Source organism: Noviherbaspirillum sp. L7-7A, assembly GCF_019052805.1.
GTDB lineage: Bacteria > Pseudomonadota > Gammaproteobacteria > Burkholderiales > Burkholderiaceae_D > Noviherbaspirillum_A.
Map to the genome: position 1 here is coordinate 1,644,153 of NZ_JAHQRJ010000001.1, position 19,574 is coordinate 1,663,726.

The window sequence follows — 19,574 nt, forward strand, 5'->3', positions numbered from 1 at the left end:
CTGGAAGAAGGGTTTTACAACTGCATCAGATCGAGCAGGATCTGGCGGGTGTTGAGCGGCGCGCCGCCGAGGTGATGCGCCAGCAGGAAACGCATCAGGGACTTGCTTTGCGACTGGGTGGTTGCATCGGCATAGTCGCCGCGCTGCATGTCCTGCAGCGTCTTGCCGGCCACGCGCGGCCAGGTGTCCGAAGGCAGCGCCGGTCGCGGTCCGCGCTCGGGGTCGACCACATACCAGCGGTCCGGCTCGACCGGCTGGCGGTTGGTCGCATCGACGGCAATGTCACCTGCCACGCCGGTTTCGCGCAGCAGCGCCAGTTCGAAGCGCCGCAGCACGATGGGCGCCGCTTCCTCATGCGCCAGCCTGTTCAGCGCTTCCACGTAATGATCGAACAGCGCCGGATGGGGATCGTCGCGCGCCAGCAGCTTGACCAGCAGTTCATTGAGATAAAACCCGCACAGCAATGCCGACTTTTCCAGCGGCAGCAGCCCGCCCAGCCATTCTGCCGCGGTCAGGTTGCGCACTTCGGATTTGCCGGTCCAGCCGACCGACAGCGGCTGGAAGGTCTGCAGCACGCCGCGCAACTTGGAATGCGGCCGCTTGGCGCCCTTGGCAACCAGCGCTACTCGCCCGTAGTCGCGAGACAGCACATCGACGATCAGGCTGGTTTCCTTGTAGGGGTAGCTGTGCAGCACGAAGGCTGGCTGCTCGGCCACACGCATGTCCCGTTCGGGCGTGCGTGGCCGCCTGGCTGGTGCAGCAGTCGGTTTCGCGACAGGCGCTGCCGTTTTGCGCTCCGCGATGGGCCTGTCCTCGTCTAGCTGGCGATCCGCATCCATCGCCTTGGCCTATTCATAGCCATAGGCCCGCAAGCCGGCTTCATTGTCAGCCCAGCCCGATTTGACCTTGACCCAGATTTCCAGGTACACCGGGCCGCCGAAGAGTTTCTCCATGTCGAGACGCGACTGGGTGGAGATTTCCTTCAGCCGTGCGCCCTTCTGGCCGATGAGCATGGCCTTGTGGCTGTCGCGCTCGACCAGGATGGCGGCAAATACCCTGCGCAGATTGCCTTCCTGCTCGAACTTCTCGATCAGCACCGTGCTGGTATAAGGCAATTCCTCACCGACGAAGCGAAACACCTTTTCCCGCACGATTTCGGCTGCCAGGAATTTCTCGCTGCGATCGGTAATGTCATCGGCATCGAAAATCGGTTCATTCTCGGGCAGGCGCTGCTCGATTTCATCCTGCAGGTACTGCAACTGGAAACGCTGTTTGGCCGATACAGGCACCACGGCAGCGAAGGCGTGCAGGCCGGCCACTTTCTGGGCAAATGGCATCAGCGCCTTCTTGTCCTTCACATAATCGGACTTGTTGATCACCAGGATGCAGGGCACGTCGGCCGGGATCAGGTCCAGCACCTGCTGGTCAGGCTGGCCCCAGGTGCCGGCCTCGACAACGAACAGGATCACATCGGACGCGGTCAGCGTATCGCTGACGGTGCGATTGAGCTTCTTGTTCAGCGCGTTGGCATGGCGGGTCTGGAAACCGGGTGTGTCGACGTAGATGAACTGGGCCCGCTCGGACGTCTGGATACCCGTAATGCGGTGCCGCGTGGTTTGCGCCTTGCGCGAGGTGATGCTGACCTTGGCGCCGATCAGCGCATTCATCAGGGTGGACTTGCCGACGTTCGGTCGGCCCACGATGGCGATGTAACCGCAGCGAAACGCGGGTGTTGCAACAGGTTCTGTCATGCGGTCTTGGTATGGGTAGGGGCCAGCGGCTGGCTGGGTGCGGTTTCACCAGCCGGCTGTGCGGTTTTTTTCTGGCTGGCGTCAGACGGAGACGGCGCCGCTTTTCCCGGCACGGCATCGTCGATGGGCAACTCGGCCTGTACGGTGGCAATGCCGGCCAGCTTCAGTTGGGAAGCCCGCGGCCGGCTCTTGCGGGTGCCTGCGGGAGATTTCGTCAATGCCTTCTGCACTGCTTCAAGCGCCAGCTTTGCTGCCGCCTGCTCTCCGGCGCGCCGGCTGCCGCCAGTGCCGAATACCTGAATGTCCAGCTTGGGCACCAGGCATTCAATCTCGAACTCCTGGTTGTGCGCGGCACCGTGCGTCGCCACGACGTTGTACTGCGGCAGTGCGATTTTTTTGCCCTGCAGGAACTCCTGCAACAGGGTTTTCGCATCCTTGCCCAGGGTCTTGGGGTCGACAGTGTCCAGGATCGAGATGTAGAGCGTGCGTATCACCTTGCGCGCTGCCTCGAAACCAGCGTCGAGAAACACCGCGCCGAACAAGGCTTCCAGCGTGTCAGCCAGAATGGACGGTCGCCGGAAGCCGCCGGATTTCAGCTCCCCTTCACCCAAGCGCAGAAAGTGGGACAATTCCAGTTTTTGCGCGATTTCATACAGGGATTGCTGCTTGACGAGATTGGCGCGCAACCGGGAAAGGTCGCCTTCATCGATTTTCGTATAGCGTTCGAAAAGCAGCGAGGCAACTACGCAGTTCAGTATCGAATCACCAAGAAACTCAAGCCGCTCATTATGCAGACTGCTATGGCTGCGATGCGTCAGTGCCTGCTGCAAAAGCGCGGCATCCTTGAACGTGTGGCCCAGCCTGTTCTGCAGTAATGTCAAATCCATCATGTTGGTGTGAGGTGCCCGCTACTCGGCCTTCCTGGACGCTGGATTTGATGAAGTGCTTCCTTCATAGTCCAGCACCAGGCTCGCCGGACCGGCCAGATGTATCACTTTCTGATAAGAGAAACTGACGTCGTTTTCCTTGCTGATGTCCAGGTCCTTGCCGCTGATGGAACGGATATAAGCGATCTCGGCATGACGATCGAATGCCGACCGTATTTCCTGAGGCGTCGTTCCAGCGACCCTGGCTGCCGCAATCGCCTTCTTGACCGCCATGTATTCCGTCACCGATGGCACGATCCGCAGAGCCAGAACACCGATAAACCCGAGCACTGCGAGCAAGAAGATCAGCCCGGTCAACGAGATGCCCGACTGGTTTTTCTTTGACCACACTTTCATCGATTCGCTCCCGCCATGCCTAGTGAAAACTACCTATCCGCTTCAGATTACCGAGGTTCATCCAGACGAAGAATGCCTTTCCGACAATGTACTCGTCCGGTACGAATCCCCAATAGCGACTATCCAGACTATTGTCTCGATTATCGCCCATCATGAAATAATGTCCAGCAGGCACTGTGCATACGAAACCTTCCGAATTGTAGCTGCACAGTTCCTTACGCGGAAAAGCATCCGGATTGGGTACATAAGCGGGTGCCCTGTCGTCATTGAGAATGCGGTGTGCTACCCCAGTCAGGTTTTCCTCGAACTGTTTTGAATAGGTCAGGTGCTCTTCATCCAGATAGTCTGGAAGCTGCTTGTAGGAAACGTCTTTACCATTGATACTGAGCTTCTTGTTCCGATACTCGACTTTGTCGCCCGGGATCCCGACCACACGCTTGATGTAATCAAGCGAAATGTCTTTGGGATATTTGAAAACCATCACGTCGCCGCGCTGTGGGGTGTTGATGTCAATAATTTTCTTGTTCACAACCGGAAGGCGAATACCGTAGGTAAATTTGTTCACCAGTATCAGGTCGCCGATCTGCAGCGTGGGGACCATCGAGCTCGAAGGAATTTTGAACGGTTCGAACAGAAAGGAGCGCAGGATAAAAACCAAGGCGATGACCGGAAAGAAGCTGCCGGAATACTCTACCCAGGTTGGTTGCTTCAGCAAACGATCAGCAATGGCGCTACGTCCGTGGGTTTCCTGCGGCATGCCGTCTGCGGCAAGCCGCGCATTACGGGCATCGAACTCTGCCAAGGCGGCGTCAGCACGGGCCCGGCGCTGCTTGGCCAGATAGAACGCATCCAGAAACCAGACGATGCCGGTAGCCACCGTCAGAACAAACAAAATCAGCGCAAAGTTTCCCAACAATGCTTGCAATGTCATTTCTCGTCCACTTGTAAAATTGCCAGGAAAGCTTCTTGCGGAATTTCAACCGACCCTACTTGCTTCATGCGTTTCTTGCCAGCCTTCTGCTTTTCAAGCAGCTTGCGCTTACGGCTGATATCGCCGCCGTAGCACTTGGCCAGAACGTTCTTGCGCAGAGCCTTGACGTTCTCGCGGGAAATAATATTGGATCCGATTGCCGCCTGAATTGCCACGTCAAACATCTGGCGCGGGATTAACTCGCGCATTTTTGCGGCTACAGCGCGACCACGATACTGGCTGTTGGCACGGTGAACGATGATCGCCAGCGCATCCACCTTTTCGCTGTTGATCAGCATGTCGACTTTCACCACGTCCGACGCACGGTATTCCTTGAATTCGTAATCCATCGAGGCATAGCCACGGGAGGTCGATTTCAAGCGATCGAAGAAGTCCAGCACGATTTCGGCCATCGGCATTTCATAGGTCAGCTGCACCTGCTTGCCGTGGTAGCTCATATTGGTTTGCACGCCGCGCTTCTGCGTGCACAGCGTAATGACCGAACCGACATACTCCTGCGGCATGTACAGATTGACGGTCACGATAGGCTCGCGGATTTCCTCGATCTTGGACGGCTCCGGCATCTTGGACGGATTATCGACCATCAGCGTGGAGCCATCGCGCAGGATGACTTCATAGACAACGGTGGGCGCCGTGGTGATCAGGTCCATGCCGAATTCGCGTTCGAGACGCTCCTGCACGATCTCCATATGCAGCAGTCCGAGGAAGCCGCAGCGGAAACCGAAGCCCAATGCCTGTGACACTTCAGGTTCATACATCAGCGCGGCATCGTTGAGCTTGAGCTTTTCGAGCGAGTCGCGTAACGCATCGTACTGATTTGCCTCCACGGGGAACAGGCCGGCAAACACCTGCGGCTGAACTTCCTTGAAACCGGGCAATGGGGCCGGCGCTGGCTTGGCCGCCAGGGTCACGGTGTCGCCAACCTTCGCCGCTTTCAATTCCTTGATACCGGCGATGATAAAGCCCACCTGACCAGCCGACAGCGTTTCCCGCGCAACCGATTTGGGCGTAAAGACGCCAACGCTTTCCACCAGATGCTGCGAGCCAGTTGCCATCAGCAGGATCTTGTCCTTGGGACGCAAGGTGCCATTCATCACCCTGACCAGCATCACCACGCCGACATAGTTGTCGAACCAGGAGTCGACGACCAGCGCCTGAAGCGGCGCATCCGGGTCGCCCTTGGGTGGCGGCACTTTGGTAATCAGGGATTCCAGCACATCCTCGACGCCCAGGCCGCTCTTGGCAGAGCACTGCACGGCGTCACTTGCATCAATCCCGATCACTTCCTCGATTTCGCTCTTGGCGTTATCCGGATCGGCGGAAGGCAGATCGATCTTGTTCAGAACCGGCACAACTTCCACGCCGAGGTCCAGGGCTGTATAGCAATTTGCCACCGTCTGCGCTTCCACGCCCTGCGATGCGTCCACAACCAGCAGCGCGCCTTCGCAGGCAGACAGGGAGCGGCTGACTTCATAGCTGAAGTCAACGTGGCCTGGGGTATCGATCAGATTCAGGTTGTAGATCTGGCCATCGCGTGCCTTGTAGGACAGCGCGGCGGTCTGCGCCTTGATGGTGATGCCGCGCTCGCGCTCGAGATCCATGGAATCCAGGACTTGCGCTTCCATTTCGCGGTCCGACAAGCCGCCACAGAGCTGAATGATCCGGTCGGCCAGCGTGGATTTTCCATGGTCGATATGCGCGATGATCGAGAAATTGCGTATGTTGTTCATTAACAAGATGCCAATTACAAAAAAGGCGCTCTGAGGGGGAAGCTCTCCCCAGGCGAGCGCCTTGCTACAGTATGGTGATTCAGCGCCGCATTTTACCGGATTTCACACAGTGCCGATGCGGAAACTTGGCGCTCAGAGAGAAAGGAAAACGTTCAGCGCTTCCTGAACGAGGAAATAATGGCAGATCCTGACCTTGGAACCGTCCGGCTTCACACCAACCAATACTGGCACCAGTTCGTCGTACTGACGCACCAGATCCTCATTGGCATCGACATCAAGCACTTTTATACGGAATTGACGCGCCTGCGGATGGGCATGCAGCGCCGCAAGCATGTCATCGCACAGGTGGCAATAGGACCGTGAATAGAGAACGAGATTGTGCAAGTGCGGGCGTCGTTGAAACTTGGAGATGGCAGAAGGGGATATAGGTTTGCAAAAACGCAGCAAGCCGCATACGGCGTGCGGCCTGCTGCGTTGAAGCCTACTGCCCGTTTGGCTTGATGGTCACGAACTGGGACGCTTCGCCGCGTCGGACCAGCAGGAGCACGGTTTTCTTGGGCTCAAGCTTGGAAACCAGTGCATTGAACTGCTTTCCATCCTTGACGTCGGTGTTGTTGATTCGCAGGACGATATCGCCGGGACGCAAGCCCGCACGCGCTGCCGCACCTTCAGCATTCTCGATTACCGCACCGCCATCGATCTTCAGTTCCCGCTTCTGGGTTTCGCTGAGATCCGTCACTGCCAGCCCCAGCGTATTGACCGCCTGCTCGGGCTTGGGCTTTCTTGCTTCCTCCTTGGCGACCTTGTTATCCGGCTCCATCTCACCGATATTGATCGCCAGGTCACGCGCAGCACCCTTGCGCCAGACGGTTACGGTCGAACGCGCACCAGGCTTGGTGTTGCCAACCATGCGCGGGAGATCGCTGGATTTTTCGATGGGCATGCCATTGAACTTGACGATGATATCGCCTGGCTCGATGCCGCCCTTCTCCGCTGGCCCGCCCTGCTCAACCCGCTGCACCAGCGCGCCATTCGCCTTGGGCAAACCCAGCGAATCGGCTACATCCTTGGTGACTTCGCCAATCTGCACGCCTATGCGACCGCGTGTCACCCGTCCCGTAGTCTTGAGCTGCTCGGAAACGCGGATGGCTTCGTCAATCGGCACCGCGAATGAAATGCCCATGTAACCGCCCGAGCGGCTGTAAATCTGCGAGTTGATGCCAATGACTTCCCCCCGCATGTTAATCAGCGGGCCGCCCGAGTTACCTGGGTTGACTGCAACGTCAGTCTGAATCAGGGGCAGATAATCACCGGTGTCCCTGGCCTTGGCAGAGATGATGCCGGCGGTAACCGTATTGTCCAGACCAAACGGCGAACCGATGGCGATGACCCACTCACCGACCCGAACCTTGTTGGAATCGCCGAAGTTCAATCTGGGCAGGTTGCTGCCTTCGATCTTGACCAGTGCGACGTCGGTACGCTTGTCCGACCCGATAATCTTCGCCTTGTACTCGCGCTTGTCAGTCAGCGTCACATAAACTTCATCGGCGCCCTCCACCACATGGGCGTTGGTCAGGACATAGCCATCCGGCGAGATGATGAAGCCGGAACCGACGCCGCGTGGCACTTCCTCCTCCTGTTGCTGCTGAGGCGTCTGACGGCGTCCGCGTGGTGTCTCGGGCTGCTGCCGTGGGACGGGAACACCGAAAAAGCGGCGGAAGAATTCCTGCATTTCAGGATCGTCCATGCCCGGCGGGAAGCCGCCACTGCCCTGGGCTCCCATCTTGCTCCGTTCCGTAGTTCGGATATTGACCACAGCCGGCCCGACTTTATCGACCAGATCGGTAAAGTCGGGCAAGGCCGCCGAAGGGGTTGCGACAGCGGGTTGAGCAAAAACGGGAGACACGGGCGCGCTGAAAGCGCCCACAGCGCCTAATATCATTATGGATAAGAGGCGCTTTACGGGATACGCTGATTTCATTTGGCTACTTGCTCGGTTTATATTCAATGGAATTTGCTACCTGCCGGATCGCGTTCGATGGCACTTCGCCAACAATGGTAAGCCAAAATTCGCCTTGCCGCTTGCCAAGAATATTCATGGCCCCTTGCTGAAGAGATCCTTCGGTACGGCTTTGCGTTCCGGGCTCGATGAATACCGAGATGGCAGCGAGTCCGTCTGAGAACACGATCTGCGAAACCTCGCGTTGGCTGGGTGGCATTCCCGGCTGCACCGGAATGTCTGACACCATGCGCTTGAGTTCTCGCGTCCTCAGAAAGCCAGGCGGCAGCCGCTTCACAGTCCAGCTGGACAGGTCTACCTGGCTCATGACTGCATTTTCCACTCGCCATCCACGGGTATTGGTAAAGCTCGGCTTTACCCGGTTCCGATCCACATTGCCGATTGCCAGTTGCGTAAACGATATCTGCTCTACGACTGCGCCAGCTTCGTTAATTGTTTGCGCCCGCAAGAGAAGTCCAGTGGATTTCTCGGCCCACAATTTGTAACCGTAACGGAGATCATCCTTGGGCTCGAGAATGACGGATTGGGAATCAAATCCAGCCACCCGGCCGGAGTCGCCCTTGCGTATCGTGTAATGTTCAGCCAGCGTATCGGCATTGGCCGCGAGCAGGGCTGGAAATACGTCCTGTGCAACACGTTTCTCGACAAGCAAGGTTTTCGCATCCGGAACGTAGCAAATAATTTCATCATTGCTGCGTATGTACTCCCGGGGCTGGCCATCCAAGACTTCGAGTTTCTCGATCTCGTTTTTTCCCTCTACCAGATGCGTGATACGGGAAGTACGGACCTGGCTTCCTTGCTGGTAAACAAAGGTGCCGGAGTAATTCAGTTTTTGTGCTGCCGACTGTATGGTGCGCAACAAAGCCTGCGCGTCGCGGGATTCACCCGTTGGCGCAGGCTCTGCGTGCGAACTGAAGGCGATAAAACTGGAGACAGCTAGAACAAATTTAAACAGGGCCAGTGTTCGCCGCATAAAGATTATTTACCAGATTCGTTTGCGAACGTAGCCGAACGCGCATATTGAGCAGAGCTGTACACAGAGGGAGAAAACCGCTGGTGCGCCATCAGATATTCGTCGATTCCCTGCTCGCGCAGTACCTGTCCGGAACGCGCGCCCGCTGTCAATGCAGTCCGTTCCACACCACCGTCCGCTACAACGGCCAATGCAGGCGCCGCGGCAGGCTGCCCCTGAAGGGCGACGATGAGTTGTGGCGTGCCCACGAATGCCACTGCGGCCGCGGCTGCCGCAAGGACGCCGGGAAGGGCGAAACGGCGAGCTCCTGTTCTTGCAGATTTGCTGGTGCGCCTGGGAGCCACCAGTGCAGGCTCGGCGGCAAGGCTCGCCGCCATCCGTGCAGAAAACGCCGCGCTAATCGGCACGTTCATTTCATCCGAGCGCAGAATGTCACCTATCCTGTGATACAACTCCCAGGTTTCTTTCGCATCATCCTGACGCAGGTCAGCCAGCGCGATCTCTACTTGTTCGTCGCTGGTTTCGCCATCTGCGAAAACCGAAATCCGTTCCTGCCCCAAGCTTTTCGTATCCATAATTAACCTCGCCAAAACTGACAACCAATCCCTTGTAAACCACTAATCGTTTTGTTTTTTCTTACCAGCGTTTATCCAGTGCGGTACCAAGCAGGGGTCGCAGCTTTTCGGCAATTGCTTCCCTGGCGCGAAAAATCCGACTTCTTACGGTCCCGATTGGGCATCCCATCGCTTCAGCAATTTCGTCGTAGCTCAATCCCTCAATCTCGCGCAACGTAATCGCCATTCGCAATTCCTCAGGCAAGGCATCCATTGCAACGTTCACCGTTTCGGCGATTTGCTTGGTTGCCAGCATTGACTCAGGAGTATTAATGTCTCTTAGGTGCTCTCCATCGTCAAAAGTTTCGGCTTCTTCTGCATCGGCCTCTGTTGACGTTGGAGCACGTCTGCCTTGGGTAACAAGATAATTCTTCGCGGTATTGATTCCAATTCGATACAACCAAGTATAAAACGCGGAATCGCCACGGAACTGTGGTAATGCGCGGTAGGCTTTAATAAAAGCTTCCTGAACAACATCCTCTGCCTCTGCCTGGTCGCGCACCAGCCTCGACACCAGCCGCATGAGCTTGCGTTGATATTTGGAGACCAATAGCTCGAACGCTCTTTTGTCACCGCGCTGCACGCGCTCAACTAGCAGTTGATCAATGTCGCGTTCTGTTGTCAATCCGCAAATCCTTGATGTTGTGCAACATGTACGCGGCGATATGTTGACTCAATGAAATTAAACAAGTTCAATTTTCTACCCGGGTTAATCATTTATTCTACGAGGCGCTGGCTGTGCGGCAATCCATTTGCAAGCAACCAGTAACTGCGCAAAATCAGAAACATCCAGACTGTCATTTGAAACCGGAATGGAAAGGATCCCGCCCTGATCAGTCTTGAGGCGTAACAACATCAGATGCGGCCAGAGAATAGAATCCGGGCACAAGTGAACCAGTTTGCCGGATGAACCGTCTAAGGGCATGCCTGTATTTTTATATGGTATGGACACCCCGCTATATTGCGTCAACCGGATTTGCCCGATGCCGGAAATATCAATATGGAACGTTTTTCCGGGGCGCCGGAGCGTAAATATCGCGCTTGCCACCAAGATGGAGGCTAACAGCGTAATTTGAAAGCGAAAAATTCCGCTTAAATTTGTGTTAGCAAAAAGAACGAGGACCGTTGCCACAGCAGCCAGTAAGGCCATGACGCGCACTGCGATGTTAAGCAGGCGGGAAGGAAGAACCATGACCGAGACTGCAATGGTCATGGTTGTTGGTAGAACCGCCTGGTAGGGTAACGGCGGTTCCGAATTTCAGAGTTTGCCGAAGACAAGCGTTCCGTTGGTGCCGCCAAAACCAAACGAATTTTTCACTGCAACATTGATCGGCATGTTGCGCGCAACGTTGGCACAGTAGTCAAGATCACATGCGGGATCCTGATTAAAGATATTGATCGTCGGTGGCGAAAGCTGCTTGTGCACGGCGAGCACTGTAAAGACGGATTCGAGCCCACCCGCGCCACCCAGCAAATGACCAGTCATCGACTTGGTCGAGTTGACTACGACATTCTTGGCATGATCGCCCAGTGCACGCTTGATCGCGATTGTTTCAGCGACGTCTCCGAGTGGCGTCGATGTGCCGTGTGCATTCACATAGTTGACCTGATCCGCATTGACGCCGGCGTTTTTCATCGCGGCCAGCATGCAACGACGCGCACCATCGCCATCTTCCAGCGGAGCAGTCATATGATGCGCATCGGCGCTCATGCCAAAACCGAGCAATTCGGCATAGATGCGTGCGCCGCGGGCTTTGGCGTGTTCATACTCTTCGAGCACCATCACGCCTGCGCCTTCGCCCAGCACGAAACCATCGCGGTCCTTGTCCCAGGGACGGGATGCAGTCAATGGGTCGTCGTTCCGGGCCGACAAGGCCCTGGCAGAAGCAAAGCCGCCCAAGCCTAACGGGGAAATCGTTGATTCGGCGCCGCCTGCAATCATCACGTCCGCATCGCCGTACTCGATAAGCCGGCCCGCGGCACCGATGCAGTGCAAGCCTGTTGTACAGGCTGTAACGATCGCCAGATTCGGGCCTTTCAATCCATACCTGATGGACAGATGGCCGGAAATCATGTTGATGATCGACGCTGGCACAAAGAACGGGCTGATGCGACGTGGCCCGCGGCTGGTGAGTTCAGCGTGGGTTTCCTCGATCATCGGCAAGCCGCCTATGCCGGAGCCGACTATGACTCCGATGCGGTCCGCATTCGCTTCGGTCACTTCAAGGCCGCTGTCCTGCATGGCCTGCATGCCAGCAGCCATGCCGTAGTGGATGAAGGTATCCATGTGACGTGCTTCCTTGGCAGGAATGTAGTCGTCGACCTTGAATCCCTTTACCTCGCCGGCAAAGCGTGTGCTGAAGGATGATGCATCGAAGCGCGTGATGGTTGCGATGCCTGAAGTGCCGGCAGTCAGGGCGCTCCACGCATCGTCAATCGAATTGCCGACGGGCGAAATGCATCCCAGACCAGTAATAACAACGCGGCGCTGTTGTGAGCGGCTCAAACGTATCTCCTGGAGTCTTTCAAACTGGTTCGATCAGGCCTTGACGTTCGCCTTGGCGTAGTCGATCGCTTGCTGAACCGTGGTGATTTTCTCGGCTTGTTCGTCAGGAATTTCCATTTCGAATTCGTCTTCCAGAGCCATGACCAGCTCAACGGTATCGAGCGAATCAGCGCCAAGGTCGTCAACGAAAGAAGATTCGGTCTTGATGTCTGCCTCGGCTACGCCAAGTTGTTCAGCGACGATCTTCTTGACGCGTGTTTCGATATCGGACATGTTGTGCCTCCAAAGGGTGGGGTTGCAGAAAGTGCGCGCATTTTATCAGGTTTGCGCGCGAAAAATTGATTTTCGGACTGCGATTCGGCCATACCGGCTGCTGCATGCAAAACGGCCTGCCAATGCGCGCCAGGCAGCCCGAATCAAGGTCAGTTCATGTACATGCCGCCGTTGACATGCAATGTGGTGCCAGTGATGTAGCCGGCTTGCGGCGACGCCAGAAACGCCACCGCGGCTGCGATGTCTGCCGGCTGACCGAGCCGGGCCAATGGGATTTGCTGAAGCAGCGAGGAAACCTGCTGCTCATCCAGCGCACGTGTCATGTCGGTGTCGATGAAACCGGGGGCAACGCAGTTAACGGTAATGTTGCGGCTGCCGATTTCCCGTGCAAGGGCGCGACTCATGCCAGCCACGCCGGCCTTTGCCGCCGCATAGTTCATCTGGCCTGGATTGCCCGCCGATCCGACGACCGAAGTGATGTTGATGATGCGGCCCTGCTTGGCTTTCATCATGCCGCGCAGCACAGCCCTCGACAGCCTGGCGACCGAGGTAAGATTGGTTGCGATCACGGCATCCCACTCCTCGTCCTTCATCCGCATGGCCAGCTGGTCCTGCGTGATGCCGGCGTTATTGACCAGAATCGACAGGCCGCCGTATTCCTTCTGTATCTCGGCGACGAGCGCATTGCAGCGCTCTGCGTCGTTGACATCCAGCACCATGCCGCGACCACGGCCTTCGCCGGGTTCGTTCATGTACTGGGAAATGGCGGCACTGCCAGCCTCCGAGGTCGCGGTACCAATCACTTTCGCTCCCTGCCTTGCAAGCTCAAGCGCAATGGCGCGCCCGATGCCGCGCGATGCGCCGGTCACCAGCGCGATTTGGCCTTCCAGATTTGCAGGATTGGTCATTGCTTAACGAGCTCCAGTATTCTTTCGAGGGACGCCTGATCGACGATTGCATCACCGGTCAGGTCGCCATTGATCCGCTTTGTGAGGCCAGCCAGCACTTTGCCCGGGCCACATTCGACCACGTGGGTGACGCCTTCCGCCGCGAACTTCTGCACGGTTTCAACCCAGCGCACCGGGCTGGCAGCCTGACGCACCAGCGCGTCCTTGATGGACGCCGGATCGTTGAGAACGGCGACATCGACGTTGTTGATCAGCGGCAGCGCTGGAGCAGCGAAGCTCAAGCCGGCCATGTAGTCGCGAAGCCTGGTGGAAGCAGGCTGCAGCAGCGACGAGTGGAACGGGGCCGACACCGGCAACAACAAGGCGCGCTTGGCGCCACGCGACTTGGCAGCTTCACAGGCACGTTCTACGGCAGCCTTGTGACCGGCGATCACCACCTGCGCCGGCGCATTGAAGTTGACCGGCTCGACAACCTCGCCCTGGGCGGCATCGGCGCAGGCGGCGCGAACGTCCTCGTCCGACAGGCCAAGAATGGCGGCCATGCCGCCCTGCCCCACCGGCACGGCTTCCTGCATGGCTTGCGCACGGAAACGCACCAGGGGCACGGCATCGGCGAACCGGATCACGCCTGCCGCTACCAGCGCAGAATATTCGCCCAGGCTATGCCCGGCAACCAGTGCCGGCATGGCGCCGCCGGCTGCCACCCAGGCACGCCAGGTGGCAACCGCGGCAGCCAGCATGACCGGCTGCGTATTCGTGGTGAGGTCGAGTTCTTCCTTCGGGCCTTCGGCGATCAGCCTGGCAAGGTCAACCTTGATTGCCTCGGATGCCTCGGACAGGGTGTCCCTGACCACCGGGTTGTCGCCGAAACCATTGAGCATGCCGATGGCTTGGGATCCCTGCCCGGGAAATACGAATGCGAATTTCATCGTGTCTTCTTGTCTTCTTGTCTGTCACATGCGGACCAGAGCCGCACCCCAGGTAAAGCCGCCGCCCACGCCTTCCATCAGCACGGTCTGGCCTGGCTTGATGCGGCCATCGCGCATAGCCTGGTCGAGCGCCAGCGGAATCGATGCGGCCGAGGTGTTGCCGTGCTGGTCGACGGTCACCACCATTTTTTCCATGGGCAGGCCCAATTTCTTGGCGGTGCCCTGCATGATGCGAATGTTTGCCTGATGCGGGATGAGCCAGTCGACTTCGGAAGCCGATACGCCGGCAGCGTCCAGCGCTTCGTGCGCCACCTTCTCCAGCACCGACACCGCCAGCTTGAACACCGCCTGGCCATCCATGTGCAGGAAGGCGCTGCCGGCAATCGCGCCGGCATTGACGCTGCCAGGAACGCACAGAATGCCGGCCTGGCTGCCGTCGGCGTGCAGGCGGGTGGCCAGCATGCCGGGTTCGCTGGAAGCGGACATCAGCACTGCGCCGGCACCGTCGCCGAACAGCACGCAGGTGGTGCGGTCCTTGAAGTCCAGGATGCGGGAAAACACTTCGGCACCGATCACCAGCACTTTCCTGTGCATGCCCGTGCGGATGAAGCTGTCGGCCATCGACAATGCATACACGAAGCCGCTGCATACCGCCTGAATATCCACCGCGGCGCAGTGGTTGGAGATGCCAAGCTTGTTCTGGACCACGCATGCGGTGCTGGGAAAACCACCGAAATAATCCGGCGTGGAGGTCGCCAGCAGAATCAGGTCGACTTCATTGACGCCGCAGCCGGCCATCTCGAGCGCATTCTGCGCTGCCTTGACGGCGAGATCGCTGGACTTCATGTCGGCGTCGGCATAATGACGGGCTGAAATGCCGCTACGCGATACGATCCACTCGTCGGAGGTTTCGATGCCCTGCTCCGCCAGTTGCGCGGACAGTTCATGGTTGCTTACCCGGCGTGGCGGCAGGTAGCTACCTGTACCGATGATTTTGCTATAAAGGGTCATGCGGTTTTATCTTCGGTGAGTCGCGGAGCAGGCTGGGCATCTTCGGTCTGTGCTGACTGACCGGCCTGAGGCATCAGCTCCGCGATGGCTTTTGAAATCCGGGCAAGTACATCGTGGTGCACTGCCTCATACGCGCGCTTGATTGCAAATTCATAGCCGTAGGCATTTTCACCGCCATGGCTCTTGAATACCAGGCCGCGCAAGCCCAGCAGACTGGCGCCATTGTAGCGGGACGGATTCATGCGGCGTGAAAAAGCACGGATGGCTCCGCCGGCGATCAGCGCACCCAGCATGTTCAGAGGATTGCGCTTGAACTCGGCGGTAAGCGCATTCTTGACGAAACGTCCAACGCCTTCCGAAGCCTTCAAGACCACGTTGCCGACGAAGCCGTCGCAAACGACGATATCGGTGGTGCCTTCGAAAATGTCATTGCCTTCCACATTGCCGTGGAAATTCAGGATGCCGCGGGCATGGTCCTCGCGCAGCAGTTGCGCAGTCCGCTTCACAAGGTCATTGCCCTTGATATCCTCTTCGCCGATATTGAGCAGGCCGACTGTTGGCTTGGGCTTGCCTTCCATGGCCGATACCAGCGCCGAGCCCATCAGGGCGAACTGATGCAGATGCTGCGGCTCGCAGTCGACGTTCGCGCCCAGATCCAGCATGTAGGTCGGGCCGTCTTTCTGGTTTGGAAGAATGGTGCAGATCGCCGGCCTGTCGACGCCTGGCAGGGTCTTGAGCAGGTAACGGGACACCGCCATCAGCGCGCCGGTGTTGCCGGCTGATACGCAAGCCTGGGCATGACCTTCCTTGACGAGGCTGATGGCAACCCGCATGGAGGAGTCTTTCTTGCGGCGCATCGCCACCTCCAGCGTATCGTCCATCGTCACCACCTCGGTGGCATTGACGATCGTGATACGGGGATGGTTGGCAGCCTTCTGCCTATGCAGCTCGGCCTCGATGACCTCTGCCTTGCCAACCAATATCAGCGCTGCGCCGGGCTCTGCGGCGAGGAAGGATACTGCGGCGGGAACAGTGACCGACGGACCGTGGTCGCCGCCCATGCAGTCTATGGAAAGTGTGATTGTCATTATTGTTTCAGTGCCTGGCCCAACCGCATTATCGGCCAGAATCGGCATGAGTCAAAATGACAGAAAATGTTGCTTGAGCATATAAAAAGCGGCGCCAAGTCGTATAACTCGTCACGCCGCGTTCAGCTTGGCACAATGGTGTGATTACTCGTCGTTCTTGGTCTTCAGCACTTTGCGGCCACGGTAGAAACCGTTCGGGCTGATGTGGTGACGACGATGGGTTTCGCCGGTGGTCGGCTCTACCGCGATCGGAGGCGCAACCAGGAAATCATGCGCGCGATGCATGCCACGCTTGGACGGGGACTTCTTATTTTGTTGAACAGCCATGATAACTCCTAAAACTAAGATCTGAAATTTTAACACATCCGACTGATGATTCGACTGCCGGAACCGGGAACATCCCTGCCGGCACAAGGCCGGCAGTATTTGAAACACCCTGCATTCAGCCAGGGTCGAATCACTACTTCAAATTCTTCAGCACTGCAAACGGCGATTCCGCCTTCTTGCTGCTGGCAGCGGCGAAATCCGACGGATCCGGGCAGACATCATGCTTCGGCGACAGGGGCAATGCCAGCAAAGCCTCGTCCTCGATCATTGCCGCCATGTCCATGGTCCTGGAGCCGGCGACGACGTCGATACCGTCGTCATCAAGCTGCTCCTCGAGCGCGTCGGCACTGGCCTCGTCCTGGGCGAGAATCAGCACCGAGGACGAATCGATCACAAACTCGAAAGGATTCAGGCAACGCTGGCAGCGCAGATGCACCGGACCGGAAACCTGCAGAGTCAGCCTGGGATGCCCCTTGCCGTCCGAGCCGCCCTGCAGCGCCCAGCGCAGGCTGCCCTGCGCATCGGTCAATTCGGCTGTCAGCCGGGGCATGTCCGCAAGCGCCGTCTCGCCGGCGCGCTCGAGTTTTTGACGACAGAAATCAAAGGCGTCGATGACGAAAGCGTCCATAGGTTTAGGCATAACCGGAAAACCTGCGATAATAACAGGCTTTTTCTTTAATCGTCAAAGCCTTAGAACGGTTTTTGATGAATTTACCGCCATCCCGACGCGCCATGCCAGAAAACTCCGCTTTCAAACTGATACTTGGATCCAGCTCTCCCTATCGCAAGGAACTGCTGCAACGCTTGCGTATCCCGTTTGACGTGATATCGCCGGATATCGATGAGACGCCGCAACCCGGCGAATCGCCGGACGCGACCGCAATGCGGCTATGCGAGCGCAAGGCCATGGCGATCGCTGGGCAGGTGCCTGGATGCCTGGTAATAGGCTGCGACCAGGTCGCCACGCTGGACGGCATTCAGATAGGCAAGCCGGGAACGCATGCAAACGCCTTGGCGCAATTGCAGCTGATGCGCGGCCGCGAAGTGATATTTCATACTGCGCTGTGCCTGCTGGATGGCCGAGCCGCTGCCCGGACACCGCTTCAAATTGAAAATGTGCAGACCTTCGTCGCTTTCCGCGACCTGCCGGATGCTGAACTGGATGCTTACCTGCGTATCGAGCAGCCCTATGACTGCGCCGGCAGTGCCCGCAATGAAGGACTGGGCATTGCCTTGCTGGAAAGCGTGCGCGGCACCGACCCGACTGCCCTCACCGGTCTGCCGCTGATTGCGCTGACGTCCATGTTGCGCCGCGCTGGTGTTGCCTTCTTCACCGCTCACGCCTGAACTGCTCATCACCATGACCGGCACTCTCTATTTGCTACCCAACACGCTAGGCCCGGCGGATGCCGCATCCGGCTGCATGCTTTCCGATGTGATTCCCGAGGAAGTGCAAACCATTACGGCAAAGCTGGAATACTTCATCGCTGAAAATGCGAAGACCACGCGGACTTTCCTGAAGACCGTGGCGAAGGCTCATCCGCTTGCAAAGCCCATGCAGGAAATCCGGATCAGTGAACTTAATGTCAACACCCCGGCAGCGGCGCTTCCCGGCTTGCTGCAACCCCTGCTGGATGGCCAGGATGCGGGCCTGGTTTCAGAAGCCGGCGTTCCGGCGGTAGCCGATCCGGGCGCCGACCTGGTGCGGCTTGCACATGAAAAGAATATCCGGGTCAGGCCGCTGGTCGGGCCGTCGTCGCTGCTCCTGGCGGTGATGGCCGGCGGCCTGAACGGACAGAGCTTTGCCTTCAACGGTTATTTGCCAACCGACGCGGCCCAACGGCAGAGACGGCTGCGCGAACTGGAAGACAGGTCCCGACGCGAGCGGCAGACCCAGTTGTTCATCGAAACGCCCTACCGTAATGCCGCGCTGCTGGACGCCCTGGCAGCCACATGTCAACCTGGCACGCTGATTTCCGTGGCCACCGATCTCACGCTGGCAACGGAAAGCATCCGGACGCAGCCGGCTGCGCGCTGGAAACGGGATGTGGACGCCGGCAAGCTGCCCGACTTCCATAAGAAGCCGACCGTATTTTCCCTGCTGGCGCAATGATCCGGATGCCGGCTGGCACCGCCTAGCGCAGCGCTGGCCTGGCGCTGGCATTTCCGAGCAGGGAAGCGCCGGCGCCGGCGCCTACTGCGGCGCCGAACTTCTTCAGCACCCGCTCCGGCAGTCCTTCGTGCTTGGTGTAGTCGACGATGTCATCCGTTTTCAATTCATTCCTGGCCACCGTATTGACAGTGCCGAAGCCATCGGCCAGCCCCAGCTCCACCGCGCGCGCGCCGCTCCAGAACAGGCCGGTAAACATGTCCGGCGTTTCCTTGAGCCGCTTGCCACGTCCCTGGCGGACCACGTCGATGAACTGCTGGTGGATTTCGTTGACCATCCCGCGGGCATATTCAACCTGCTTGGGCTGCACCGGGCTGAATGGGTCCATGAAGCCCTTGTTTTCGCCGGCCGTCAGCAGCCGGCGCTCGACGCCCAGCTTGTCCATCAGGCCGGTAAAGCCGAAGCCATCCATCAACACGCCGATCGAACCGACGATGCTGGCCTTGTTGACATAGATGCGGTCGGCAGCTGCAGCAATGTAATAACCGCCGGAGGCGCACATTTCGTCTACCACGACGTACAACGGCTTTTGCGGATAGGCCTTGCGCAGGCGCTGGATCTCGTCATTGATGATACCGGCCTGAACGGGACTGCCGCCCGGGCTGTTGATGCGCAGGATGACGCCAACCGCGGCTTCGTCGGAAAAGGCGCGGTTCAGAGCAGGGATCACGGAATCGGCCGAGCCGCTTCCGCTACCGCTTTCGATGGTGCCGTCGATTTCGATCAGGGCGCTGTGCTTGCCCACGGCCTCCATGTCGGCGCCGGTATAGTCGAACGCCAGCGCCAGGCCCAGGAGAATCAGGGCGGCGAACAGGAAGCGGAAAAAAATATTCCAGCGGCGCCGGGCGCGCTGTTCGGCCAAGGTCGCAAAGGCCAGCTTTTCCAGGGTTTCACGTTCCCAGGCAACGCTGCGTAGCGGGGCTTCGGCCTGCGGGGAGGATGCAATCGAATTATTCTGGTTATCCATGCTCATTGTTATCGCTCGTTGCTTGTTTGCTTG

Annotated in this window: 23 protein-coding genes; 2 read left to right on the top strand and 21 right to left on the bottom strand. The window is 58.1% G+C overall.

What is annotated here, in order from left to right:
- Positions 1-14: 14 nt before the first annotated feature.
- From recO to KTQ42_RS07520, 20 genes are all read right to left on the bottom strand, one after another.
- A complete protein-coding gene (gene recO / locus KTQ42_RS07425) occupies positions 15-839 on the bottom strand; it encodes a DNA repair protein RecO (protein ID WP_217344928.1) in 825 nt (274 codons plus the stop codon).
- A 9-nt stretch (positions 840-848) separates the two neighbouring features.
- Positions 849-1,751, bottom strand: a complete 903-nt coding sequence (era, locus tag KTQ42_RS07430; RefSeq protein ID WP_217344929.1) for a GTPase Era — start codon at positions 1,749-1,751, stop codon at positions 849-851.
- The gene (gene rnc, locus KTQ42_RS07435; RefSeq protein WP_249222887.1) at positions 1,748-2,638 is read right to left on the bottom strand and encodes a ribonuclease III; all 891 of its coding nucleotides are present in this window, start codon (positions 2,636-2,638) and stop codon (positions 1,748-1,750) included. The genes era and rnc overlap by 4 nt, the downstream gene beginning before the upstream one ends.
- Positions 2,639-2,659: 21 nt before the next feature.
- Positions 2,660-3,034, bottom strand: a complete 375-nt coding sequence (locus KTQ42_RS07440) for a DUF4845 domain-containing protein (protein WP_217344930.1) — start codon at positions 3,032-3,034, stop codon at positions 2,660-2,662.
- A 19-nt stretch (positions 3,035-3,053) separates the two neighbouring features.
- The gene (gene lepB, locus KTQ42_RS07445) at positions 3,054-3,965 is read right to left on the bottom strand and encodes a signal peptidase I (protein WP_217344931.1); all 912 of its coding nucleotides are present in this window, start codon (positions 3,963-3,965) and stop codon (positions 3,054-3,056) included.
- Positions 3,962-5,755 (bottom strand): translation elongation factor 4, encoded by a 1,794-nt coding sequence (gene lepA / locus KTQ42_RS07450; RefSeq protein ID WP_217344932.1) that lies wholly within the window; start codon positions 5,753-5,755, stop codon positions 3,962-3,964. The genes lepB and lepA overlap by 4 nt, the downstream gene beginning before the upstream one ends.
- A gap of 132 nt (positions 5,756-5,887) precedes the next feature.
- The gene (locus KTQ42_RS07455) at positions 5,888-6,139 is read right to left on the bottom strand and encodes a glutaredoxin family protein (protein ID WP_283093261.1); all 252 of its coding nucleotides are present in this window, start codon (positions 6,137-6,139) and stop codon (positions 5,888-5,890) included.
- A 97-nt stretch (positions 6,140-6,236) separates the two neighbouring features.
- A complete protein-coding gene (locus tag KTQ42_RS07460; RefSeq protein WP_249222888.1) occupies positions 6,237-7,697 on the bottom strand; it encodes a DegQ family serine endoprotease in 1,461 nt (486 codons plus the stop codon).
- Positions 7,698-7,740: 43 nt separating this feature from the next.
- A complete protein-coding gene (locus tag KTQ42_RS07465; RefSeq protein WP_217344935.1) occupies positions 7,741-8,748 on the bottom strand; it encodes a MucB/RseB C-terminal domain-containing protein in 1,008 nt (335 codons plus the stop codon).
- A 5-nt stretch (positions 8,749-8,753) separates the two neighbouring features.
- The gene (locus tag KTQ42_RS07470) at positions 8,754-9,323 is read right to left on the bottom strand and encodes an RseA family anti-sigma factor (protein ID WP_217344936.1); all 570 of its coding nucleotides are present in this window, start codon (positions 9,321-9,323) and stop codon (positions 8,754-8,756) included.
- A gap of 61 nt (positions 9,324-9,384) precedes the next feature.
- On the bottom strand, positions 9,385-9,987 hold the full coding sequence (gene rpoE, locus KTQ42_RS07475) for an RNA polymerase sigma factor RpoE (protein ID WP_194713749.1): 603 nt from the start codon (positions 9,985-9,987) through the stop codon (positions 9,385-9,387).
- A gap of 84 nt (positions 9,988-10,071) precedes the next feature.
- Positions 10,072-10,575 (bottom strand): hypothetical protein, encoded by a 504-nt coding sequence (locus tag KTQ42_RS07480; protein ID WP_217344937.1) that lies wholly within the window; start codon positions 10,573-10,575, stop codon positions 10,072-10,074.
- 45 nt (positions 10,576-10,620) lie between these two features.
- Positions 10,621-11,868 (bottom strand): beta-ketoacyl-ACP synthase II, encoded by a 1,248-nt coding sequence (gene fabF, locus KTQ42_RS07485; RefSeq protein ID WP_217344938.1) that lies wholly within the window; start codon positions 11,866-11,868, stop codon positions 10,621-10,623.
- A gap of 33 nt (positions 11,869-11,901) precedes the next feature.
- On the bottom strand, positions 11,902-12,141 hold the full coding sequence (gene acpP / locus KTQ42_RS07490; protein ID WP_194713752.1) for an acyl carrier protein: 240 nt from the start codon (positions 12,139-12,141) through the stop codon (positions 11,902-11,904).
- Between the two features lie 149 nt (positions 12,142-12,290).
- Entirely contained in the window at positions 12,291-13,049 is a 759-nt protein-coding gene (gene fabG / locus KTQ42_RS07495; RefSeq protein ID WP_217344939.1) for a 3-oxoacyl-ACP reductase FabG, read from the bottom strand.
- Positions 13,046-13,978 (bottom strand): ACP S-malonyltransferase, encoded by a 933-nt coding sequence (gene fabD, locus KTQ42_RS07500; protein WP_217344940.1) that lies wholly within the window; start codon positions 13,976-13,978, stop codon positions 13,046-13,048. The genes fabG and fabD overlap by 4 nt, the downstream gene beginning before the upstream one ends.
- A 24-nt stretch (positions 13,979-14,002) precedes the next feature.
- Positions 14,003-14,989: a beta-ketoacyl-ACP synthase III gene (locus KTQ42_RS07505; protein ID WP_217344941.1), complete on the bottom strand. Its 987-nt coding sequence runs from the start codon at positions 14,987-14,989 to the stop codon at positions 14,003-14,005.
- Positions 14,986-16,077 (bottom strand): phosphate acyltransferase PlsX, encoded by a 1,092-nt coding sequence (gene plsX / locus KTQ42_RS07510; RefSeq protein WP_217344942.1) that lies wholly within the window; start codon positions 16,075-16,077, stop codon positions 14,986-14,988. Before plsX ends, KTQ42_RS07505 begins: the two co-directional genes overlap by 4 nt.
- 144 nt (positions 16,078-16,221) lie before the next feature.
- Positions 16,222-16,404, bottom strand: a complete 183-nt coding sequence (rpmF, locus tag KTQ42_RS07515) for a 50S ribosomal protein L32 (RefSeq protein ID WP_194713757.1) — start codon at positions 16,402-16,404, stop codon at positions 16,222-16,224.
- A 133-nt stretch (positions 16,405-16,537) separates the two neighbouring features.
- Positions 16,538-17,032, bottom strand: coding sequence for a YceD family protein (locus KTQ42_RS07520; protein ID WP_217344943.1), 495 nt, complete (start codon positions 17,030-17,032; stop codon positions 16,538-16,540).
- Between the two features lie 104 nt (positions 17,033-17,136).
- On the opposite strand from KTQ42_RS07520, the gene KTQ42_RS07525 reads away from it, so the two are divergent.
- Both KTQ42_RS07525 and KTQ42_RS07530 read left to right on the top strand, forming a co-directional pair.
- Positions 17,137-17,751 (top strand): Maf-like protein, encoded by a 615-nt coding sequence (locus KTQ42_RS07525; protein ID WP_217344944.1) that lies wholly within the window; start codon positions 17,137-17,139, stop codon positions 17,749-17,751.
- Positions 17,752-17,764: 13 nt separating this feature from the next.
- The gene (locus tag KTQ42_RS07530; protein WP_217346859.1) at positions 17,765-18,517 is read left to right on the top strand and encodes an SAM-dependent methyltransferase; all 753 of its coding nucleotides are present in this window, start codon (positions 17,765-17,767) and stop codon (positions 18,515-18,517) included.
- Positions 18,518-18,539: 22 nt separating this feature from the next.
- Here the strand turns inward: KTQ42_RS07530 and KTQ42_RS07535 are convergent, their stop codons facing one another.
- Positions 18,540-19,547, bottom strand: coding sequence for a S49 family peptidase (locus KTQ42_RS07535; RefSeq protein WP_217344945.1), 1,008 nt, complete (start codon positions 19,545-19,547; stop codon positions 18,540-18,542).
- Between the last annotated feature and the right edge of the window lie 27 nt (positions 19,548-19,574).